Source organism: Pararhizobium sp. DWP1-1-3 (genome assembly GCF_049896125.1).
Lineage (GTDB): Bacteria > Pseudomonadota > Alphaproteobacteria > Rhizobiales > Rhizobiaceae > Pararhizobium.
The window spans coordinates 22,326-40,643 of the sequence record NZ_JAFCTR010000023.1; the positions used below are offsets into that span (position 1 = coordinate 22,326).

The following is an 18,318-nucleotide window of genomic DNA, read 5'->3' on the forward strand; positions in this document are numbered from 1 at the left end:
TCCGGATGCCGAACCCCTCCTGGTTTGGAATGCTGTCGTTGTTTGCGAAACGAAAACCCGTTACATCATGCCGCCCATGTCAGGCATGCCGCCACCGGCCGCATCCTTCTTGGGCAGTTCGGCAATCATGGCTTCCGTGGTGATCAGCAGCGAAGCAACCGAAGCTGCATTCTGCAGGGCCGTACGGACAACCTTGACCGGATCAACGATACCCATGGCGATCATGTCGCCGAATTCGCCGGTCTGGGCGTTGTAGCCGAAGTTGTCGGTGTTGCTTTCGAGAATCTTGCCGACGATGATCGAGCCTTCGTCGCCTGCATTTTCAGCGATCTGGCGAACCAGCGACTGAAGTGCCTTGCGCACGATGTTGATGCCTGCTGTTTGGTCGTCGTTGGCACCTTTGAGATCGAGAACGATCGAGGCACGCAGCAGAGCGGTGCCGCCGCCTGGAACGATCCCTTCTTCGACCGCTGCACGGGTTGCGTTCAGCGCGTCGTCGATACGGTCCTTCTTTTCCTTCACTTCGATTTCGGTCGCACCACCGACGCGGATGACGGCAACGCCGCCCGAAAGCTTGGCAAGGCGTTCCTGCAACTTTTCCTTGTCGTAGTCGGATGTGGTTTCTTCTATCTGGGCCTTGATCTGGGCGACGCGGCCATCGATCTCGGCCTTCTGACCGGCACCATCGACCAGGATGGTATTTTCCTTGGTAATGGTAACCTTCTTGACCCGGCCGAGCATGTCGAGCGTGACGTTTTCAAGCTTGATGCCGATATCCTCGGACACCACCTGCCCCGAAGTCAAAATCGCAATGTCTTCGAGCATGGCCTTGCGGCGATCGCCGAAGCCAGGAGCCTTGACGGCAGCGATCTTCAGGCCGCCACGCAGCTTGTTGACGACCAGCGTCGCAAGAGCTTCGCCTTCGACGTCTTCCGAGATGATCAGCAGCGGCTTGCCGGTCTGGACGACGGCTTCCAGCACAGGCAAAAGAGCCTGGAGATTGGAGAGCTTCTTTTCGTGCAGCAGGACATAGGCGTCTTCGAGCTCGGCAACCATCTTTTCAGCATTGGTGACGAAATACGGGCTGAGATAGCCACGGTCGAACTGCATGCCTTCGACGACTTCAAGCTCGGTTTCGGCGGTCTTGGCTTCTTCAACCGTGATGACGCCTTCATTGCCGACCTTCTGCATCGCGTCCGCAATGTACTGGCCGATTTCCGTTTCGCCGTTGGCAGAGATCGTGCCGACCTGGGCCACCTCTTCCGACGTGCTGATCTTCTTGGCCTTGGCCACCAGTCCCTTGACCACTTCCGTCACGGCAAGGTCGATGCCGCGTTTCAGGTCCATCGGGTTCATGCCGGCAGCAACGGCCTTGGTGCCTTCGCGCACGATGGCCTGGGCAAGGACGGTCGCGGTCGTGGTGCCGTCACCGGCAATGTCGTTGGTCTTCGAAGCCACTTCACGCACCATCTGGGCGCCCATGTTTTCGAACTTGTCTTCGATCTCGATTTCCTTGGCGACCGTCACACCATCCTTGGTGATACGCGGTGCGCCATAGGATTTGTCGATGATGACGTTGCGGCCCTTCGGGCCGAGCGTGACCTTGACGGCGTCTGCGAGGATGTCGACGCCGCGCAGCAGCTTTTCACGAGCGTCACGGCCGAATTTGATTTGTTTGGCAGCCATAGAAAGAACTCCCGGGCGTATCGCCCAATGGTCTTCATGAGAAGGAAAAACGATGAGGCTGAGATCAGCCGATAACGCCCATGATGTCGGCTTCCTTCATGATCAGAAGGTCTTCGCCGTTGAGCTTGACTTCGGTGCCCGACCACTTGCCGAACAGGATGCGGTCGCCCGCCTTGACGTCGAGCGCGATGAGAGCGCCCTTGTCGTCACGGGTGCCGCTGCCGACAGCGACGATTTCGCCTTCCTGCGGCTTTTCCTTGGCGGTGTCCGGAATGATGATGCCACCCTTGGTCTTGGCTTCGGCCTCGATACGGCGCACGACGACGCGGTCATGCAGCGGGCGGAAATTGGTATCAGCCATGTTTGGATTCCTTAATGGGGCACAGCCGGATGGCTTCTCCCCTGCTGGAGGAGTAGCACTCTCCGCTTAGGAGTGCCAGCAATCATTCTGTGCCAATGAACAATCACAATCCTTGTGTGTTCCAATAATTAAAACATAAATACAGTGTAGTGTGTTAAAGCAGCGGATATCCGATTTATCACGGGAGTCCTGCGATGAAATCATTCTTCGATTCCATTTATCACTTTCAATATGTTCTCTTCTTCATCCAGTGGACATTGACTTTGTCTTTGGCGCTCGGCGCCTGCATGGCTGTCGACAAGGCATATTTCTGAACAGTTCGCTCGTTTTACCTTGTTTTCTTGGCGCAAATGCCAGCTCTCCACCGTCCCGAGCACAACCGAAAGACCATCGAGATGATCAAGTTTCGCCCCAAGACTGAAGAAGAGCTGAAGCTGCCGTCTGCGCCCGCAGCAGACAAGGCCGTCGCCGACAAGCCGGCCGATTCCAAGAAGCGCCCGAAAGACTGAACGCGCCGGGTTTTATCAGCTCGGTGCGGAGAACGCCGTGCTCGACGCGAACGTCTACCAACAGCGCAAGACAAGCACCCCATATCAGGGCAAATGCCAGAACTGTCTTCCGAAAATAATTTTGTCGGCTTCGAAGGCGGTATCCCGATCGCGCGGATACTGCGGAGCCGTGTCTGCCCACCGCCAGCGGCTTCGGTCGAGATTTTTATGAAAAATCACCGGCCTTCAACAAGCCCGATCCGCACACGAACACCACTGAAATCCATGACAAGCCCTGGGGCTTTGCATGTACCGAAAAGGAAATTCCATGAACGTCGATTTTGCCATCACCGGACGCTATGTGCATGAAATAAAAGCGGTTCTTCAATCCGTGGGCATTAACGAGGGCACCGAATATGATGCGCTGCCTTTCAGCCCCGCGAGCCGCGCAAGTGGCAAGCACAGCTTCGCGTTCCGCAACAAGCAGGCTGCTGCCGAGGCCGCCACAACCTGGGAAACGCACGTCAAGCAGCGCGCCCTCTTGCATCGCTGATCTCTAACGCCCGGCGCTGCAAAGCACCGGGCCTCCCGGTGGCGCGCAGGGTGCCGAACACACTCTGCGCACTGCCGGTGCGCGCGTCTGCCCTATTTGGGAAAATCGCGGGTAAAGGCATCGAGCACGTCGATCAGAACTTCGTTGACCTTATCCGTGGTGAAATCGTCCAGTCCGATCACATTATGCCCCACCGATACGCTTTGGGCTGATGAACGGCGGTAATGCTGGAACTGGATATGATCTTCGGTCAGGCTGACCGCGCTTCTGATCGAGCGTCCGGTCAGTTCGCTGGCGATTTCCATCTCGACTTTTGACGACGTTCCCGGAGCGGGCTCCGTGAGGCGCATTTTCGGCATATCCGCCATTTGAAGCTTTTGGTTGAGAATCTCGATAAGGCTTTCGATTTTCGGACGGAAGACCTGTACCCAATTCTCCTCCACCCATTGTTTCCGATCAGCCTTCTTGGATTTGGCCAGTTCGATTTCCTGCTGCTTCCGCCTGGCTTCGCTCTCGATGCGGCTTCCCAGTGCGAGAAGTTTATTCAGGCGCTCATCGGTAAATTTGGACATGGTCATTCCTGGAAACGTTGAAACAGACGGCCAGCAATCGAACATATGGAATATACATTCAGCAAACGCCCGGCATGTTAGACTCAATTCTCTGCCGCAAGAGATATCGGCATGCATCGATAGCATCCAGCGCGGATATCCTTGCATAAAATCGATGCATCGCGGGCAATGCACCCTGCCGGAGTTCTGGAATCGGAAGCCGTGCCGACCCCGCCCCTGAGTTTTCTTCAAATTTAGGGTAGTGCAGGTGAAGGGCAAGAAGGCCAGCATCCCGGCCTGTGCATGGTATTTTCCGCCTGCGCATGATGATGTTAAATCTGCGCCACGACTGTTTCGTCACCAACCCCGCAAGCGATAAACGATGCCGGAATGGCGAACACGGCGTCACGGCATAGTCATCGACCGCCACAAGCCGCCCAAATCACCGCCACACGCCGCCAATGGAGCTTATGCAGATGTGGCCGTGTGACGGAATTTATCGGGCGCGGCCAATGTTCCTGTAGAGGCGCAGAGGATGTCTTCATGCGTTGCAGGCTGCTGCTAACCAATCCGGGCCTTGCCGACGCTGGATGGTGCCATTCCGTAGCGCTTGCGAAAGGTGCGATTGAAATAGGACAGGTCGCCGAAGCCAACATCATAGGCGATGGCGCTGATCGGTTTTGCACCGTTGTTCTGCAACAGCCGCTTCTTGGCCGCGGTCAGTCTCCTGTCGAGAAGGTACCGCGAGAAAGTCGTCCCTTCCTGCTGAAATAGCTTCTGGACATAGCGGGGCGTCACGCCAAGCACCGCAGCAACCGAGCCGATATGAAGGTCGCTGTCGATCAGGTTGGTGTTGATGTAGTCCTTCACCGGCAACAAGCGTCCGGCTGCCGATACCGTTTTGGGTTGCCGGTCGAGATAGGCGATAACAAGCGGCAGGATTTCGTTGAAGTGGGTGTTGGCCATCTCCGCCTCTTTCAGCGAGTGTGGCCCGCGCATCAAAAGGTAAGCCCCATAGGTGATCAGCAGTTGCAGGGGTGGAAATGATTTGGGGATTGGCCGTAACAGCAGCCGGTCGATCGCTTCCGGTGGCATGCCGAAGGAATGAGCCGGAACGCTGCCGCAATCCACTCGCCCTCCCTCCGGCAGCGACCACGTGAATGGCCGCTCACCCGACAGAAACAAAAAATCGCCTGACTGTGCCTCAACCCGCAGGCCATTCTGTTTGACCGACAAGGGACCCTCCATGCTGCGCAGCATCAAGATACGGCCACAGTCCTGTCGTCCCTCGCCCCGAATATGCAGCGACTTGGGCGGGAAAAAACATGAGGTGACACTGAGATCATCAACCTGGCACAGCATCCCATGCAGGCCCTTTAAGCCATCGGCTTCGGCGTCAAGGACGATACTGCCGACGACGCCGGAAAGAAGCTCCGTGCAGAGATCGCGGGTATGTGCCTCGTCGAACCCGGCGGTATCGAAATGAAGTGGGCTGAAGGTGCCGCGTTCGATGCCCGGATCATTGTGATATAATTGCAACTTTTTCACAGACCTTACAATTGTTCGTTTTCAGCAGTGTCTACTTCGCGCCAATCCAAGCCGCGCCTGCCCGAACAGTTTAAACATGACTAATAGACACATGTTTAAACCTTTCGGGCGCCGGGGACCAGAGCTTTCCCATGCTTTGTTGGCACCGAGGGACATTGAGGAGCATCGTATGCATCATCAACTGCGCGCAAGCACTTGCTTAGCGCTGCTTCCGCTCGTTTCGTTTCCGCTGTCGGCTTTTGCACAAGAAAAGCCAGGCGGTGGCGACGCCACGGCCCTGGAAACGCTGGTCGTGACGGCAACACGTGCCGAGAGGCCCATTTCCAGCATTCCCGGATCGGTGATCGTTATCGACCAGAACGAGATCGCCGAGCAGTTGAAGCTGACAAACGATGCCGCAACCGCGGTCTCGAAATTCGTCCCCGGCTTCTCCGTTGCCAACCAGACGCTTTCAGGTGCGTCGGAAAGCTTTCGCGGCCGCGGCGTTCTGGTGCTTGTCGATGGTGTTCCGCGTAACACGCCGCTGCGCGATGTCTCGCGGACCATGTCGTTGATCGATCTTTCCCGCGTCGAACGCATTGAAGTGGTCAATGGTGCCAGCAGCCTCTATGGCTCAGGCGCGACCGGCGGCACGATCAACTTCATCACCAAGAAGGATGCCACCGACAAACCAGTGGTCACGGTCGAGACCAAGGTCAAGGCGTTCACCGAGAATCTCGGCAAGTCGGCAGGCCCGGAAGTCTCTGTTTCAGCGACGCAAAAGATTGGCGATTTCGATTACCTGCTTTCGGCGACCGGCAAAAAAAGCCGCCTCGCCTATGACAGCGATGGCAACGAACTGCCCTCCGACGCGATGCTTGGACAGGGCGGCGGCGATCGCACGAAGTTCGGCGATCTCTATGCCCGCCTAGGCTATGAAGTCGATACCCGGCGCTTTGAAATTTCCGGCGAAATCGTGCGCATGGACCAGAGCCCCGACTGGTTCACCAATCTCAGGTCCAATCCGACCTCTCCCAATTTAGCAGCGCCCTATTCCGGGAAATCGGTCCAGGAAGATTCGAAATATTTCAACGCACGCTATACCGATACCGACTTCGCGCTCGGCTCGCTGGAGGTCAGGTCATTCTACAACGACATGGCGAAACGGTTTCCGTTCACTCAGTACGACGCGATCTACAACAATCAGGTTTACTATTCCGGCAACCCCGCAAGCCCGCAGGCGGCCTATGCGCAGACGACACTCTACACAAAGCGCGCCGGACTGAACGCCACCGTGGAATCCCCGCTGGACGCATTGCGTGAAGGCGCTTCGCTTACTTGGGGTGCCGATTTCACCCATGACAATACTTATCAGACACTGAACAACGGCCTTGATGTCATCAGCCCGATGACGCAGAATTCGATTGCCGCCTTCGCGCAACTGCAGGTGCCGCTCACCGACCGTTGGCAGGTTCAAGGCGGTCTGCGGTATGAACGCTATCACCTCAACGTCGAAAATTTCGTCCGCCCATCGATTTTCTATATCAACCGGGTCTTTCCCGGCATCAATGTCTTGGGCGGCACGTTCGACTATGACAACTGGACTTTCAACCTCGGCTCGACGTTTGATCTGACACCGGACGTTCAGCTCTTCGGCGGCTTCTCGCAAGGGTTTTCGCTGACCGATGTCGGCGGCTTTACCCGGCGCGCGGGTGCAAACAGCACTGCCGAATTGTGCGACGCCTACGGCGCCCTCGTTTGCCCTGGTGCCGGCGCTCCCGACTTCACGGTCAGCTACGCCGATATTGCCCCCGACCCGCAAGTCGTCAACAATTACGAAATCGGCCTGCGCGGCGGCACCGCCGATTATGGCGGCTCCCTGTCCGCCTTCCTTTCGACCTCCGATGACGGCGTCAATTACGACGTGGCGTCGAACCGCGTCTCGCAGCAGAAGGAGGAAATCTGGGGTATCGAAGCGACAGGCTGGTGGCATGCGACCGACAACCTGACCGTCGGCGGCATTCTGGGTTACCGCGAAGGGCGCTACGACACCACTGGCAGCGGCAGCGTAAATGCCTGGCTGCCAAACAACCGCATCGCAACACCAGTGCATGGGACGGTCTATGGAACCTACGCGTTTGAAAATGGCCTCAATCTGCGTGGCGAAGTTCAGTTCTTCACCGGCCGCGACAAGATCACCACGGCACCGGAAATCAAGAGCGCGGCCCTTGTCAACATTCTGGCAAGCCGCAAGGTCGGAGCGGGAGATCTGAGCGTTGGCATCGAGAACCTGTTCGATACGGACTACATGAACCCGACGGCCAGCGCGACGCGCAACAATGTCGTCAACGGCTATGGCCGAACGATCTCGGTCGGCTACAAGGTGACGTTCTAAAATGGTTCGTCTCGACATGGAAGGAGATGGCATAGTCCATCTCCACCTCGGTCCGCCACATGCCGAAAGCGATGAAGCAGCATATTTCGTGGCTCTCGAAACGATCGGTGCGCTCACCGGCGCCTATGTCATGGTGGTTGATATATCCGGTCACTTCCATCTTTCCCGCGACGGTGAAATCCGACAGGCGCAATGGGCCAAGGCGACCCGCGCACAGGTATCGAGCTGCTGCCGGGCACTGGCGCTTGTCCGCGACAAACCCAATCCCCGTTCACAGCAGTCCTTTGCACGGCTTTGGCAAATACCGGTGCACGTCACGTCCGACCTCGGTGAAGCCATGGAATTTGCCAGGACACATTTGTGCCAGGAAAGGCCACAAGCATGAGTACCCCCTCCGATCTCCAGGACACTTTCAAACGCCGGATCGACGGAAGGCGCCTGAGATTGTTTTCGGTGCTCGCCGGGCTTTATCTTGCGCAGGGTATTCCTGGCTATCTGCTGGTTGCCGCAGTTCCGCCGATCATGCGCGAACTCGGCGTATCTCGGACAGCCATAGGCTTGCTGGCACTTCTGATGATCCCGCTGACGGTCAAATTTCTCTGGGCGCCGCTTGTCGACCGGCTGAAGCTGATGGCGATCGGCCACCGGCGCAGCTGGATCCTGCCGACGCAACTCGGCACGGTTCTGGCGATTGCTTCGTTGGTTTTCGTCGACCCGACCAATGTCACCGCAATTCTGGTGATCGGTTTTGTCATTGCGGTGCTGACGTCGACGCAGGACATTGCGACCGACGGCTATGCGACCCTGGCATTAAGGCAAGAGGATCGTCCGGTCGGCAACGCCATTCAGGGCGCCGCAGTCGCCTTCAGCGTGATCATCGGTGGCACTCTGTCACTCCTGCTGTACGGCTGGGTTGGCTGGCAGGCGATGGTGCTGACGATCGCGGTCGTTTCAGTGCTTCCTCTATTTGCCATTGCCTTCATGCCGGAAGACGCCGACACTCAGGTCTTCAGACCTGCCGTCAAGCCATCGCTCAAATCCTTCCTCCAGCGCCCGGAAGCCGTGACCGTCCTTGCAATCGCTCTGACCTACCGCGCAAGCGAGGGTCTGGTAAAATCGATGGAAGGCTCTTATCTCGTCGATGCAGGGCTTCCCTTGTCGGCCATCGGCTATCTCAGCGGCATTGCGGCGGCAACGGCAGGTATCGCCGGCTCTTTCATCGCCGCGGGTCTGGTAAGGCGCACCGGAGCAGGCGGCACCTTGCTTTTGCTCGGCGTTCTGCGAACCATCTGCTTCCTGTTGTTTAGTCTTCACGCCATCGGCCATCTCACCGGCATGTGGGTCCTGCTCGGCGCCGCCGGTTTCCAGACCCTGATCCGCTACATGGAGATCGTCGCCCTCTACAGCCTCTTCATGTCCGTATCGTCAAAGGACCAGCCTGGAACGGATTTCACCATCCTGTCCTGCGCGCAGATCATTGTGTACCTGATCGGTTCGGTACTGGCAGGCAGCTTGGCGGATCGCTTCGGGTATGTTGTTCTTTTTTCGATTTCCACCATCATCTCGGCTGCAGCCGTGATCTTTACCGTCAGGCTGTTGGCAAAGCTGAGCCGTATCGACAAACAAGATCCGGAGGCGGCATCATGCGGCGAGCTGAAAGCCCACGAGACGGTCTAACCACACCGCAGTTTCTTACACTTGAGAAAACGGATTCAAGGAAACCTGCCCAAGCCGGTTTTACCCCTTGCGTACAGCCCAAATCCTTTGACGCTGACGAGTCTGTTGGCGTGCCAGTATAGGAGGCGGTCTTGTCAAATCACATGACGATTGATGGCTAAAACCGCGCAAGGACGTAAGACACGAACAATCGGTCTTCTTTAACGCCTTCCGGGCACATGGATCGGTGCAAAACCAAGATTTACAGGAGCGCCTCTAACGGAAGGAGAAAACGCTGGCGTCGTAACAGGTCGATTTTGTGATGACATGCAACAGTTGCAGAGCTTGTCTTTTCCAAATGAATCGCCCAACGCTAGAAGCACGGCAAGACCAACCGAGATCTCCCCTTGAAGACAATCGCAATTGATTTCGAAACCGCCAACGAGCAGCGTGGCAGTGCATGTTCCGTTGGTTTGGCCTGGATTGAGGATGGCCGGGTCACCCGGGTGGAGGAACGGCTGATCCGTCCCAGAGACATGCGCTTTTCATCCTTCAACATTGCCATTCATGGCATCCGCCCTGAGCATGTGGAGAATGCTGGCGAGTTTCCGGAGGTGATGGACGAATTCACTGATGACTTTCGCGGAGCGACGATGATCGCCCACAATGCCGCTTTCGATTTCAGTGTCTGGCGCTCCTGCCTCGATCTCTACCGGCGGGCTTACCCGGAACTATCCTATCTCTGCTCGGTAAAGATGGCGCAAAAGGTCTGGCCGCATCTCGGATCGCACAAGCTCAATATCCTCGCCAGTCATCTCGGCCTGACCTTCAAGCATCACAACGCTGCTGAAGACGCGGCAGTCTGTGCGGAAGCCGCGATTGCGGTTGCCCGGTCTCTGCGCGTTCCGCATATCCGCGACATTCCGGCGCTGATCGGCATGAAGGCCGGCCGGCTGTTTTCAGGCGGCTACGACGCTTGCACCTGCAGAAAAAAATGAAGACGTCGACTGCCGGGAGCTTTGGAAGCTCGAAATTGCAGCTGGGACAGGCCGGCTTCCATCGCCCAAGATGTGCCGCATCTTAAGCAATATTATACGCGCACGTTTGCGAAACCGGCCGCGATAGCCATCGTGGACAGCCACAATCAGGCTTCCTCAGATTTTCAGATCCGCTGCACCCGTATCGATATGCGGAGCCCAGAAGGCGATGCTTTCGGCAATGGCGGGAATGACGTTGCGGTCATCCGGTTCGCGTTCCTTGAACGACAGTTCCAGGCAGATCTCGTTGTCCACCGCACCGCCCTTGAGGAACGCTGCCAGCAGGGGCTCCGGCTGAACCCGGCCCGTGGCATTGTGTTCGGCGGTGAAGGGACGGTGACCGCCCTTGTCCATTTTGCTCTGCTTGATATGGATGATCGGCGAGACCTTCGGCACTGCCCGCGCCCAGGCATAGGGGTCGGTGTCGTCTGGATCCGGTGAGGTGATGTCGCCATGATCGATATCAGCCATCATCCACATCGGGATTGCCATATTGGCTGCACTCAGCCTGTCCTGCAGCGCCATGCATTCTTGAATGGTATGGCCGAACTCCCGCCCCACCGACATCGGCTCCCAGAACACGTAATCCAGCCCGGCCGACTTGCCGTGCTCTGCCACCTCGGCCCAGCAGTCGATGGCGATCCGGGTGAGGTCTTCACGGCGTTGCGCATCATCGAAATCGGCAAAGGTGAAGATGGCGAACTGCGTACCGACGGATTTTGCCCCGAGGTCGGCGGAGATGTCGGCGAAGGTCTTGAACCAGTCGACATAATAGCGCCGCACGTCGCGGTCGGGGTGACCGAAATGGTTGAGCCGCCCATAGGGGCCGGTCATGCCGGACGTGACGCGCACGCCGGTTCGATCGAGGGCGGCGCGGAAACTGCGTGTCACCCGGCGGATCACCGGCGCTGGCCATGACGGATTGATGAATTCATGGGTCAGTTGCAGGTCGCGGATCTTCAGGTCACGCGCAACGGTGTCGATAAGGTCGTCGGGCGCGGCGAAACGGTTGACCAGTGGATTGGTATTCAGCGACAGGGTCAGGGACATGGCAGCTTCTCAGGTTCAGATTGCAGACGATGACGACGTAGGTAGTGCGCATTTTACCCGGAGGCTCGGGCGCCTTGTGCACTGTCCGCCTCAAACCAGGCGGCAAAGGCTGCCTTCTCGCTTGCGCTCAAATGCAGGCCCTGCTTTGTCCGGCGCTGAAGGATGTCTTCGGCCGTCATCGCCCATTCGTGCGCCATCAGGTACCGCACTTCGGCCTCGTACAAATAGGCACCGAAATGCCGGCCAAGACCGTTCAGCGTGGTTGCGTTGCCGATGATCTTGTCGATCCGCGAGCCATAGAGGCGGCCATAGTGGTGGATAAGGGCGCGCGGCATCCAGGGATAGGCGCGGCGCAGGCTTTCGGTGAACTGGATAAAATCGGCGTTCGGGATTTCGCCGCCCGGCAGCATCGATTGGCGTGTCCAATTTCCGCCCATGGCCGGGAAGAATTTGGCAATTTTCTCGATCGCATGTTCGGACAGTTTGCGGAACGTGGTGATCTTGCCGCCGAACACGCTCAGAAGCGGCGCACCATCGGTTTCATCGAGATCGAACGTATAATCGCGTGTTACCGCAGACGGGTTGCCTTGGCCGTCGTCGAACAGCGGCCGCACGCCGGAGAAGGTCTCAAGCACATCCTCCCGCCGCAGCGTTTCCTTGAAGTAGCGGTTGACGGCAGCCAGCAGGTATTCGACTTCGCTTTCCTCCGCTTTCACCTCTTCCGGGGCGCCGTCATAGGGAATGTCGGTGGTGCCGATCAGCGCCTTGTCACCTTCGTAGGGGTTGATGAAGATGACCCGCTTGTCGTGGTTCTGCACCAGGTAGGCGTGCTGGCCTTCCCAGAATTTCGGCACGATGATGTGGCTGCCTTTGACGAGACGCACATTGCGGCGGCTGTTTGAGCCGGCAACACGGCCGACGATATCGTTGACCCAGGGGCCGCCGGCATTGACGACGACGCGGGCGCGCACCGTGCGCATTTCCCCAGTGCGTTCGTCGCGCATCTGGATGGTCCAGCCGCCATTTTCGCGCCGTGCACTGGTACAGGCCGTGCGGGTCAGGATCTCGGCACCCTTTTCCGCAGCACCGACGGCGTTGAGAACGACAAGGCGGGCATCGTCCACCCAGCAATCGGAATATTCGAAGCCCTTGACGTATTTGTCCATGATCGGTGCGCCTTCGGGATCGCGGCGCAGATCGAGCGAGCGGGTGCCCGGCAGCTTCTTGCGGCCACCGAGGTGATCGTAGAGAAACAGGCCAAGCCGCACCAGCCAGGCCGGACGATCGTCCGGGCTGTGCGGCAGGACGAAGCGCATCGGCCATATGATATGGCTGGCTGAATTCAGAAGGACTTCACGCTCGATCAAGGCCTCTCGTACGAGACGGAATTCGTAATATTCAAGATAGCGCAGGCCGCCGTGGACAAGTTTACCCGATCGGGACGATGTTCCCTGCGCGAGATCATCCTTTTCGCACAGGATAACCGATAGACCCCGGCCCGCCGCATCACGCGCGATGCCCGCGCCGTTGATGCCGCCCCCGATAATGAACAGGTCGATCATCCGGGAATCATTCATGTCACTCTCCTTTGGCATGGCCAATCGTGATGGAGGCGCTGTACCAGCCTTCGGGCCGTTAGCGCCAAAATTCGTCAATTTGGTCCGCCGCTTGTACGCTCTGCCATCGCGTCCCACACCGGCTCAAGCGCGCGGCGGGCGTTCAGGTAGGCCGGAAACATTCGGGAATAGGTCTCTACCAGCCCACGATCCGGTGCTTCCGCAGGACCAAGCAGCGGCGTCACCCATTCGGCGATGCAGGCGTTCATGTCCTCGTACACACCGATGGCGACGGCGGCGATCATCGCAGCGCCTGCGGCACCCGCCTCCTCACGCGATGAGACGCGGGTCGGCGATCCGACGGCGGCGGCGATAACCGAGCGCAATGCCGGTGAACGCGCGGCTCCGCCCGTCATCCGTAGTTCGGCAGGCATTCCACCCATTGCCGCATAACAATCGCGCGTGCCCATTCCAAGCCCCTCGACCACCGCCCGCAGAAGATCGGGAAATCGGTGTCCGCTGCTCAAGCCGATGAACCCGGCGCGGGCATCCGGGTTGACGAACGGCCCGCGTTCTCCGGCCTCCGAAATATAGGGGTGATACAGGATAGCACCCGGACGGCTTGCCGCAAGCCAACCCTCGATCCGCCCGACCAGCTCGGCATGGGTAACCGGATGCCCCATTTCGCTCAACAGATCGCCGGCCATCCGGAGTGCCCAGTCGATATTGAGCGTCGCTGCCATATTTGATTGTGCCGGGGCGACGATGCCCGATATCGGCAGGACGACCATATAGCCTGTGCATTCGGCATTCAGGACGACTTCATCAACCGCCATCGCGCGCATGTGCATGCCGGTGGAGCCAATTGTCGAGCAGGCCGATGCCTTTCCCTCCGTAAAGATGCCGGCGCCGAGTGCGGTGCAGGCGAAATCGACATAACCAAGGCTCACCGGCGTGCCTTCCAGAAGCCCGGTCTGCGCGGCCGCAGCTGCGGAGAGCGGATGGCTGACCTGCGTTCCGTCGATGATCTCCGGCAACAGCCGGCGCTTTGCGGTTAGGCCAAGCATATCGATGACGGTGTCGTCATACTGGCGCGTGCGAAAATTGCCGAACGTGAAACTTGCCTCCGACGGATCGGTGGCCCGCACGCCGGTCAGGTTCAGGTAAAGCCAGTCCTTGCAGTGCAGGGCAATATCGGCATGCTCGAGCAGCTCAAGGCTTTGGGACGTCATATGCGCCAGTTGAGCACCTTGCTGACAGGTGGAAAGACCGGTCCCCGTGGCTTCGAAACGGGCGCGGTCGTTCGGAGAAGCGCAGAGCTTACGCACGGTGGGTGCCGCGCGCGCATCGAGCCAAAGCCAGGCGTCCGCTGCCGGTGTGTCATCCCTTCGCACAAGCCAGGTGCCGTCGCCCTGCCCGGTCACGCCGAGTGCTGCCGTGCGCTGCGCAAGACCCTCGACCTTGGTGCCGAGATCGCGGATCGTGCGGGCGCAATCGGCCCAAGTCTTTGCCAGCGACTGAAATGCCGCACCGTCCTCACCCGTGGAATAGCTGTTCGGCACGGAAGCCTCAGCAATCTGGCGGCCCGCCAGATCGAAGGCGACTGCCTTGATCACCGAAGTTCCAGCATCGATGCCGATCAGGATATCTTTGCCGGCATGGGGCATCAGGGTCTCCAATTCTTTAACGACTTCAGGACGCATCGTTGATTAGCGCCGATGCCGTCTGTTCGTCGATGATCAGTCCACTGAGACAGCCGCTCAGCAATGCCGAGCGAATTGCCGGGATTTTGCCCGGCCCACCGGCGATGGCGACGATGCGGCGTGCCTTCATGCTTTCCAGGCTTGGTGATAGCGTCCGTTCACCCAGCGTCGTCTCGACAGGCTTGCCACCCGCATCGAAGAAATGGCCGAGCATCTCGCCGACCCCGCCGTGATCGCGGACATCCTGCATCTCGGGAACCTCGATCATCTGCGACACGACGAGTTGCGAATCGAGTTCTGCCGTGCCGATACCGATCAGCATCAGATCGGCGCGGGCGGCCAGGTCGAAGACGTGACGCACGCCACGCTGAGACAGGAGCACCTCCCGGTCCTCGACCGAGTTGGCAAAGAACGGCACGGGCATGACATAGGACACCGCGCCGGTTTTTTCGGCCAAGCGATGCATGACGTCGTGGGGGTTTGCCGCATAATTGCGCGTCAGGCCGCCAAGAAGTGACACAAACCGCACATCTCCGGCGTCCACATTCGGCATGGCGGCAATAGCCGCAGCCAATGTGCGGCCGTTGCCGATGCCGATCACCTGGCCCTGCAGATTTTTGATTTCACGTTGCAGGAATTCAGCGCCGGCAACGCCGAGCGCGCGCATCAGCAGGCTCTTGTCATAAAGGTCCGGCAAGACTTCGCAATAATCCAGCCCGAACAGGCCAGCGATCTTGGTTTCGATGGCAACGCATTCGGTCACTTCACCATGGATGGAGAACTTTACCACCCCATTCTGGTTTGCCCACATGATCAGCCGATGTGCTTTCACGTTCGGTATGCCGAGCCGGGAGGCAACCTCCGCCTGCGTCAAGCCGCCGACGTAATGGAGCCATGCTGCGCGGACGGCCAGGCTGTCGTCGCGGTCGCGAGTTGTAACCGTTCGCACCCTCTCTCCTCCCATACCTATCGCTGCAAAAATGTAATTAATTTCACCTATTGCATTTTTTTACACAAAGCGTAGTTTAAGTCAACAAGATCACACGATATCCCTTGATTATCACATGCAGATTTTTGAAGGAACATGATGAAAGAAAAGGGCTTTTGAGGCTGCTGACTTCAGCTTGAATGCGAGCCTTCCAACTTGGAAAACGTTGGGATCCATGCGGTTTTTAAGGGTTACTGGTTGCGCGGCCTTGCTGGGGTTTGGGCTTCCCTCCTGGGCTTCGGGTTTGCTCAACATGGAAACGTATCACTCCATAGCTTTATCTTAACGCTGTAGGCGTTGACATGCGTGGAAACGTATCACACTATTGGGGTAAGTTATAATGCTTGGGTAACAAGACTGATGGGGTTCTGGCAAAGATGCGGAAATGCGCTGCGCGGGTGGGGGGATATCGCCGCGCGCAGAGAGCTGAGGAGGAGTAATCATGCAGACGATCACGGTTCGAAGCGCTGGCATTAGCCATCTCCCGCAAACTGCACCGCTACGAGCGTTGCGCCCGCTATTGATCCAACATCAAGTACAGGTCGGCACGATATGAGTTCACAGTCTTACATCGCAAAGAAGGGCCGCAAGCAGTCCAACACGGGCCGGATCATGGCCTCGGCTGCCGTGCTGATTGTCCTTGCCGCAATGGCGCTCGATACCAAGGTCATTAGAATCGGCTCGAGCGATGACGTGAAGGCCGGGGTATTTTCCGCTGCCGATTACGGCGCAACGGAGTTCCCGAAGGTAAAGGCCGGTGTTGAAGAGCGCGCGGTCGATGCTGCAACGCTGGCTGCTGCCATCGCCAGCGACCGGCCTGCCGCCGAGAAGACGTATGGCGTTTCTGCAGGTACTGGCGCTGTTATGTCCGTCAAGCTGACCGGCGTTTTCGGCGAAGCGAAATCGGGGATCTACGACGTCAAGGTCGAGGGCATCCCCGACACGGTGCGCGTCCGCGTGCAAACCGGTCCAGCCATCAATGGAACGGAACTGCGTGATGCCACCGGCACGATCGCGTTCGGCCAATTTACCAACCAGATCGAATATCAGGATGCGGGTTCAGCTCTCAACAACCAGCTGAAGAAAGACGTTCTTGCCCAGATCGACACAAGCCAGCTGACCGGCAAGACGGTATCGATCATTGGTGCGTTCAAACTGATAAATCCGAAAAACTGGCTGGTCACGCCGGTAAGGCTGGACGTGCAATGAAGCCTTTACCTGCAACGCCTCCGGCGTCCGACGACGCCGTCCTGTCCGCGCGGAACATTGCCAAGTCCTATGGCAACGTCCATGCGCTCAAGGGCGTCAACTTCGATATCCACCGCGGCAAGGTCACCACACTTTTCGGGGAGAACGGTGCCGGCAAGTCGACGTTGATGAAGATCCTGTCCGGCGTGGTGACGCCGACGTCTGGTGATATCGTGCTTGACGGCGAAGTGGTGCATTTCTCATCGGCTTCCGATGCCCGCGACTGCGGCATATCGATCATTCATCAGGAACTCAGCCTGGCGCCCAATCTCAGCGTCCGCGACAATATCTTCATGGGGCGCGAAATCCGCACCGCAACCGGCGTGGATTTTGCCGAAGAAGCGCGGCAGGCAAGAGCCCTGATGGCCGACCTTGAGGAAGACATCGACCCAATGACCCTTGTCGAGGATTTGCGGCTCGGACAGCAGCAGATCGTCGAGATCGCCCGCGCTTTGTCGGTCGATTCCCGCATTCTGATCATGGACGAACCGACATCTGCGCTGAGCGCGACGGAAGTCGAAGTGCTGTTCAAGGTGATCCGTGACCTGACCAGCCGGGGCGTCTCGATCGTCTATATATCCCATCACCTGGAAGAAGCGCTGCAGATCACCGATTTCGCCGTCGTGTTGCGCGATGGCGCCATGACGGCCAATGCCGAGGCAAAAGACATCGACCTGGAGTGGATCGTTCGCAACATGGTCGGCGAAAACTTCGATCTCGGTTCCCCGCCAACAGGCTACGCGTTCGGCGAGACTGCCTTGTCGATCGAGAATGTCAGCGTCGATGACGCCTCAGGATCCGGCTATTCGGTCGTCGATCAGCTGTCGCTTGAGGTCAAGGCCGGCGAGATCGTCTGCATCTATGGACTGATGGGGGCGGGCCGCACAGAACTGCTGGAAGCGGTTGCCGGACGGATGCCGCTGAGCGGCGGCCGTGTGATCGTCGAAGGCGACGACATCACGCGCCTCAGCATCTCGCAGCGCATCGACAGGGGTTTGGTCCTCGTCCCGGAAGATCGCCAGCGGGACGGCCTGGTTCAGACCATGTCGGTTGGCCAGAACCTGTCGCTCGCCAGCATCGCAAGCTTCACCCGGCGCATGCTGATGTCGCGCTCCGGTGAGCAGGCCGTCGTCAATGAAGCGATCAGCAAGGTTCATATCAAGACCGATGGTGGAAGCGCTGCGATCAGCTCGCTGTCAGGTGGCAATCAGCAGAAAGTCGTCATCGGCAAGATGCTGGCGACCAATCCGCGCGTCATTCTTCTCGACGAGCCAAGCCGCGGCATCGATATCGGCGCAAAGGCCGAGGTGTTCCGCCTGCTGAGCGAACGGGCGGCCAAGGGCCTCGCCGTCGTTTTCTCCACGTCCGAAGTTGCCGAATGTCTCAGCATTGCGCACCGGGTTGTGGTGATGCGGCGCGGCAAGATTTCAGCGCAGTTCGGCGCCAATGTTTCAAAAGAAGAGATCATGGCCGCCTCGGGCGAAGCCGTGCATGTCTGATTACCGAGTTTAATGGAGCC

15 protein-coding genes are annotated in these 18,318 nt (G+C 58.4%); 7 read left to right on the top strand and 8 right to left on the bottom strand.

Going from position 1 to position 18,318, the window contains the following annotated elements:
• Window positions 1–60 precede the first annotated feature (60 nt).
• The gene (gene groL, locus ACP7BS_RS27855; protein WP_426240692.1) at window positions 61–1,686 is read right to left on the bottom strand and encodes a chaperonin GroEL; all 1,626 of its coding nucleotides are present in this window, start codon (window positions 1,684–1,686) and stop codon (window positions 61–63) included.
• A gap of 64 nt (window positions 1,687–1,750) precedes the next feature.
• Complete coding sequence (groES, locus tag ACP7BS_RS27860) at window positions 1,751–2,047, bottom strand: co-chaperone GroES (protein WP_426240693.1); 297 nt, start codon at window positions 2,045–2,047, stop codon at window positions 1,751–1,753.
• Between the two features lie 816 nt (window positions 2,048–2,863).
• Here groES and ACP7BS_RS27865 point away from each other — a divergent pair.
• Window positions 2,864–3,088 carry a hypothetical protein gene (locus ACP7BS_RS27865; protein WP_426240694.1) on the top strand — a complete coding sequence of 75 codons (225 nt, stop codon included), beginning with the start codon at window positions 2,864–2,866 and terminating at the stop codon, window positions 3,086–3,088.
• A 92-nt stretch (window positions 3,089–3,180) separates the two neighbouring features.
• Here ACP7BS_RS27865 and ACP7BS_RS27870 read toward each other — a convergent pair whose 3' ends face one another.
• Together ACP7BS_RS27870 and ACP7BS_RS27875 are read right to left on the bottom strand one after the other, a co-directional pair.
• Window positions 3,181–3,777, bottom strand: coding sequence for a hypothetical protein (locus tag ACP7BS_RS27870; protein ID WP_426240695.1), 597 nt, complete (start codon window positions 3,775–3,777; stop codon window positions 3,181–3,183).
• Between the two features lie 423 nt (window positions 3,778–4,200).
• Window positions 4,201–5,178, bottom strand: coding sequence for a helix-turn-helix transcriptional regulator (locus ACP7BS_RS27875; protein ID WP_426240696.1), 978 nt, complete (start codon window positions 5,176–5,178; stop codon window positions 4,201–4,203).
• A gap of 178 nt (window positions 5,179–5,356) precedes the next feature.
• Here ACP7BS_RS27875 and ACP7BS_RS27880 point away from each other — a divergent pair, with 178 nt between their 5' ends.
• The 4 genes from ACP7BS_RS27880 to ACP7BS_RS27895 all read left to right on the top strand — a co-directional run bounded on the left by ACP7BS_RS27880 (window position 5,357) and on the right by ACP7BS_RS27895 (window position 10,215).
• Complete coding sequence (locus ACP7BS_RS27880) at window positions 5,357–7,561, top strand: TonB-dependent receptor (protein ID WP_426240697.1); 2,205 nt, start codon at window positions 5,357–5,359, stop codon at window positions 7,559–7,561.
• Window position 7,562: 1 nt separating this feature from the next.
• Window positions 7,563–7,946 (top strand): hypothetical protein, encoded by a 384-nt coding sequence (locus ACP7BS_RS27885; protein ID WP_426240698.1) that lies wholly within the window; start codon window positions 7,563–7,565, stop codon window positions 7,944–7,946.
• The gene (locus ACP7BS_RS27890; RefSeq protein WP_426240699.1) at window positions 7,943–9,238 is read left to right on the top strand and encodes a RhtX/FptX family siderophore transporter; all 1,296 of its coding nucleotides are present in this window, start codon (window positions 7,943–7,945) and stop codon (window positions 9,236–9,238) included. Before ACP7BS_RS27885 ends, ACP7BS_RS27890 begins: the two co-directional genes overlap by 4 nt.
• Before the next feature lie 386 nt (window positions 9,239–9,624).
• The gene (locus ACP7BS_RS27895; protein WP_426240700.1) at window positions 9,625–10,215 is read left to right on the top strand and encodes a 3'-5' exonuclease; all 591 of its coding nucleotides are present in this window, start codon (window positions 9,625–9,627) and stop codon (window positions 10,213–10,215) included.
• A gap of 156 nt (window positions 10,216–10,371) precedes the next feature.
• On the opposite strand, the gene ACP7BS_RS27900 is transcribed toward ACP7BS_RS27895, so the two are convergent.
• The 4 genes from ACP7BS_RS27900 to ACP7BS_RS27915 form a co-directional block, all read right to left on the bottom strand.
• Complete coding sequence (locus tag ACP7BS_RS27900; protein WP_426240701.1) at window positions 10,372–11,304, bottom strand: sugar phosphate isomerase/epimerase family protein; 933 nt, start codon at window positions 11,302–11,304, stop codon at window positions 10,372–10,374.
• A gap of 53 nt (window positions 11,305–11,357) precedes the next feature.
• Entirely contained in the window at window positions 11,358–12,881 is a 1,524-nt protein-coding gene (locus ACP7BS_RS27905) for a glycerol-3-phosphate dehydrogenase (protein WP_426240702.1), read from the bottom strand.
• A 74-nt stretch (window positions 12,882–12,955) separates the two neighbouring features.
• Window positions 12,956–14,527 carry an FGGY-family carbohydrate kinase gene (locus ACP7BS_RS27910; RefSeq protein WP_426240703.1) on the bottom strand — a complete coding sequence of 524 codons (1,572 nt, stop codon included), beginning with the start codon at window positions 14,525–14,527 and terminating at the stop codon, window positions 12,956–12,958.
• A gap of 25 nt (window positions 14,528–14,552) precedes the next feature.
• On the bottom strand, window positions 14,553–15,512 hold the full coding sequence (locus ACP7BS_RS27915; protein ID WP_426240704.1) for a sugar-binding transcriptional regulator: 960 nt from the start codon (window positions 15,510–15,512) through the stop codon (window positions 14,553–14,555).
• A gap of 591 nt (window positions 15,513–16,103) precedes the next feature.
• Here ACP7BS_RS27915 and ACP7BS_RS27920 point away from each other — a divergent pair.
• Window positions 16,104–16,760: a DUF2291 family protein gene (locus ACP7BS_RS27920; protein ID WP_426240705.1), complete on the top strand. Its 657-nt coding sequence runs from the start codon at window positions 16,104–16,106 to the stop codon at window positions 16,758–16,760.
• Window positions 16,757–18,298: a sugar ABC transporter ATP-binding protein gene (locus ACP7BS_RS27925; protein WP_426240706.1), complete on the top strand. Its 1,542-nt coding sequence runs from the start codon at window positions 16,757–16,759 to the stop codon at window positions 18,296–18,298. The genes ACP7BS_RS27920 and ACP7BS_RS27925 overlap by 4 nt, the downstream gene beginning before the upstream one ends.
• Window positions 18,299–18,318 lie beyond the last annotated feature (20 nt).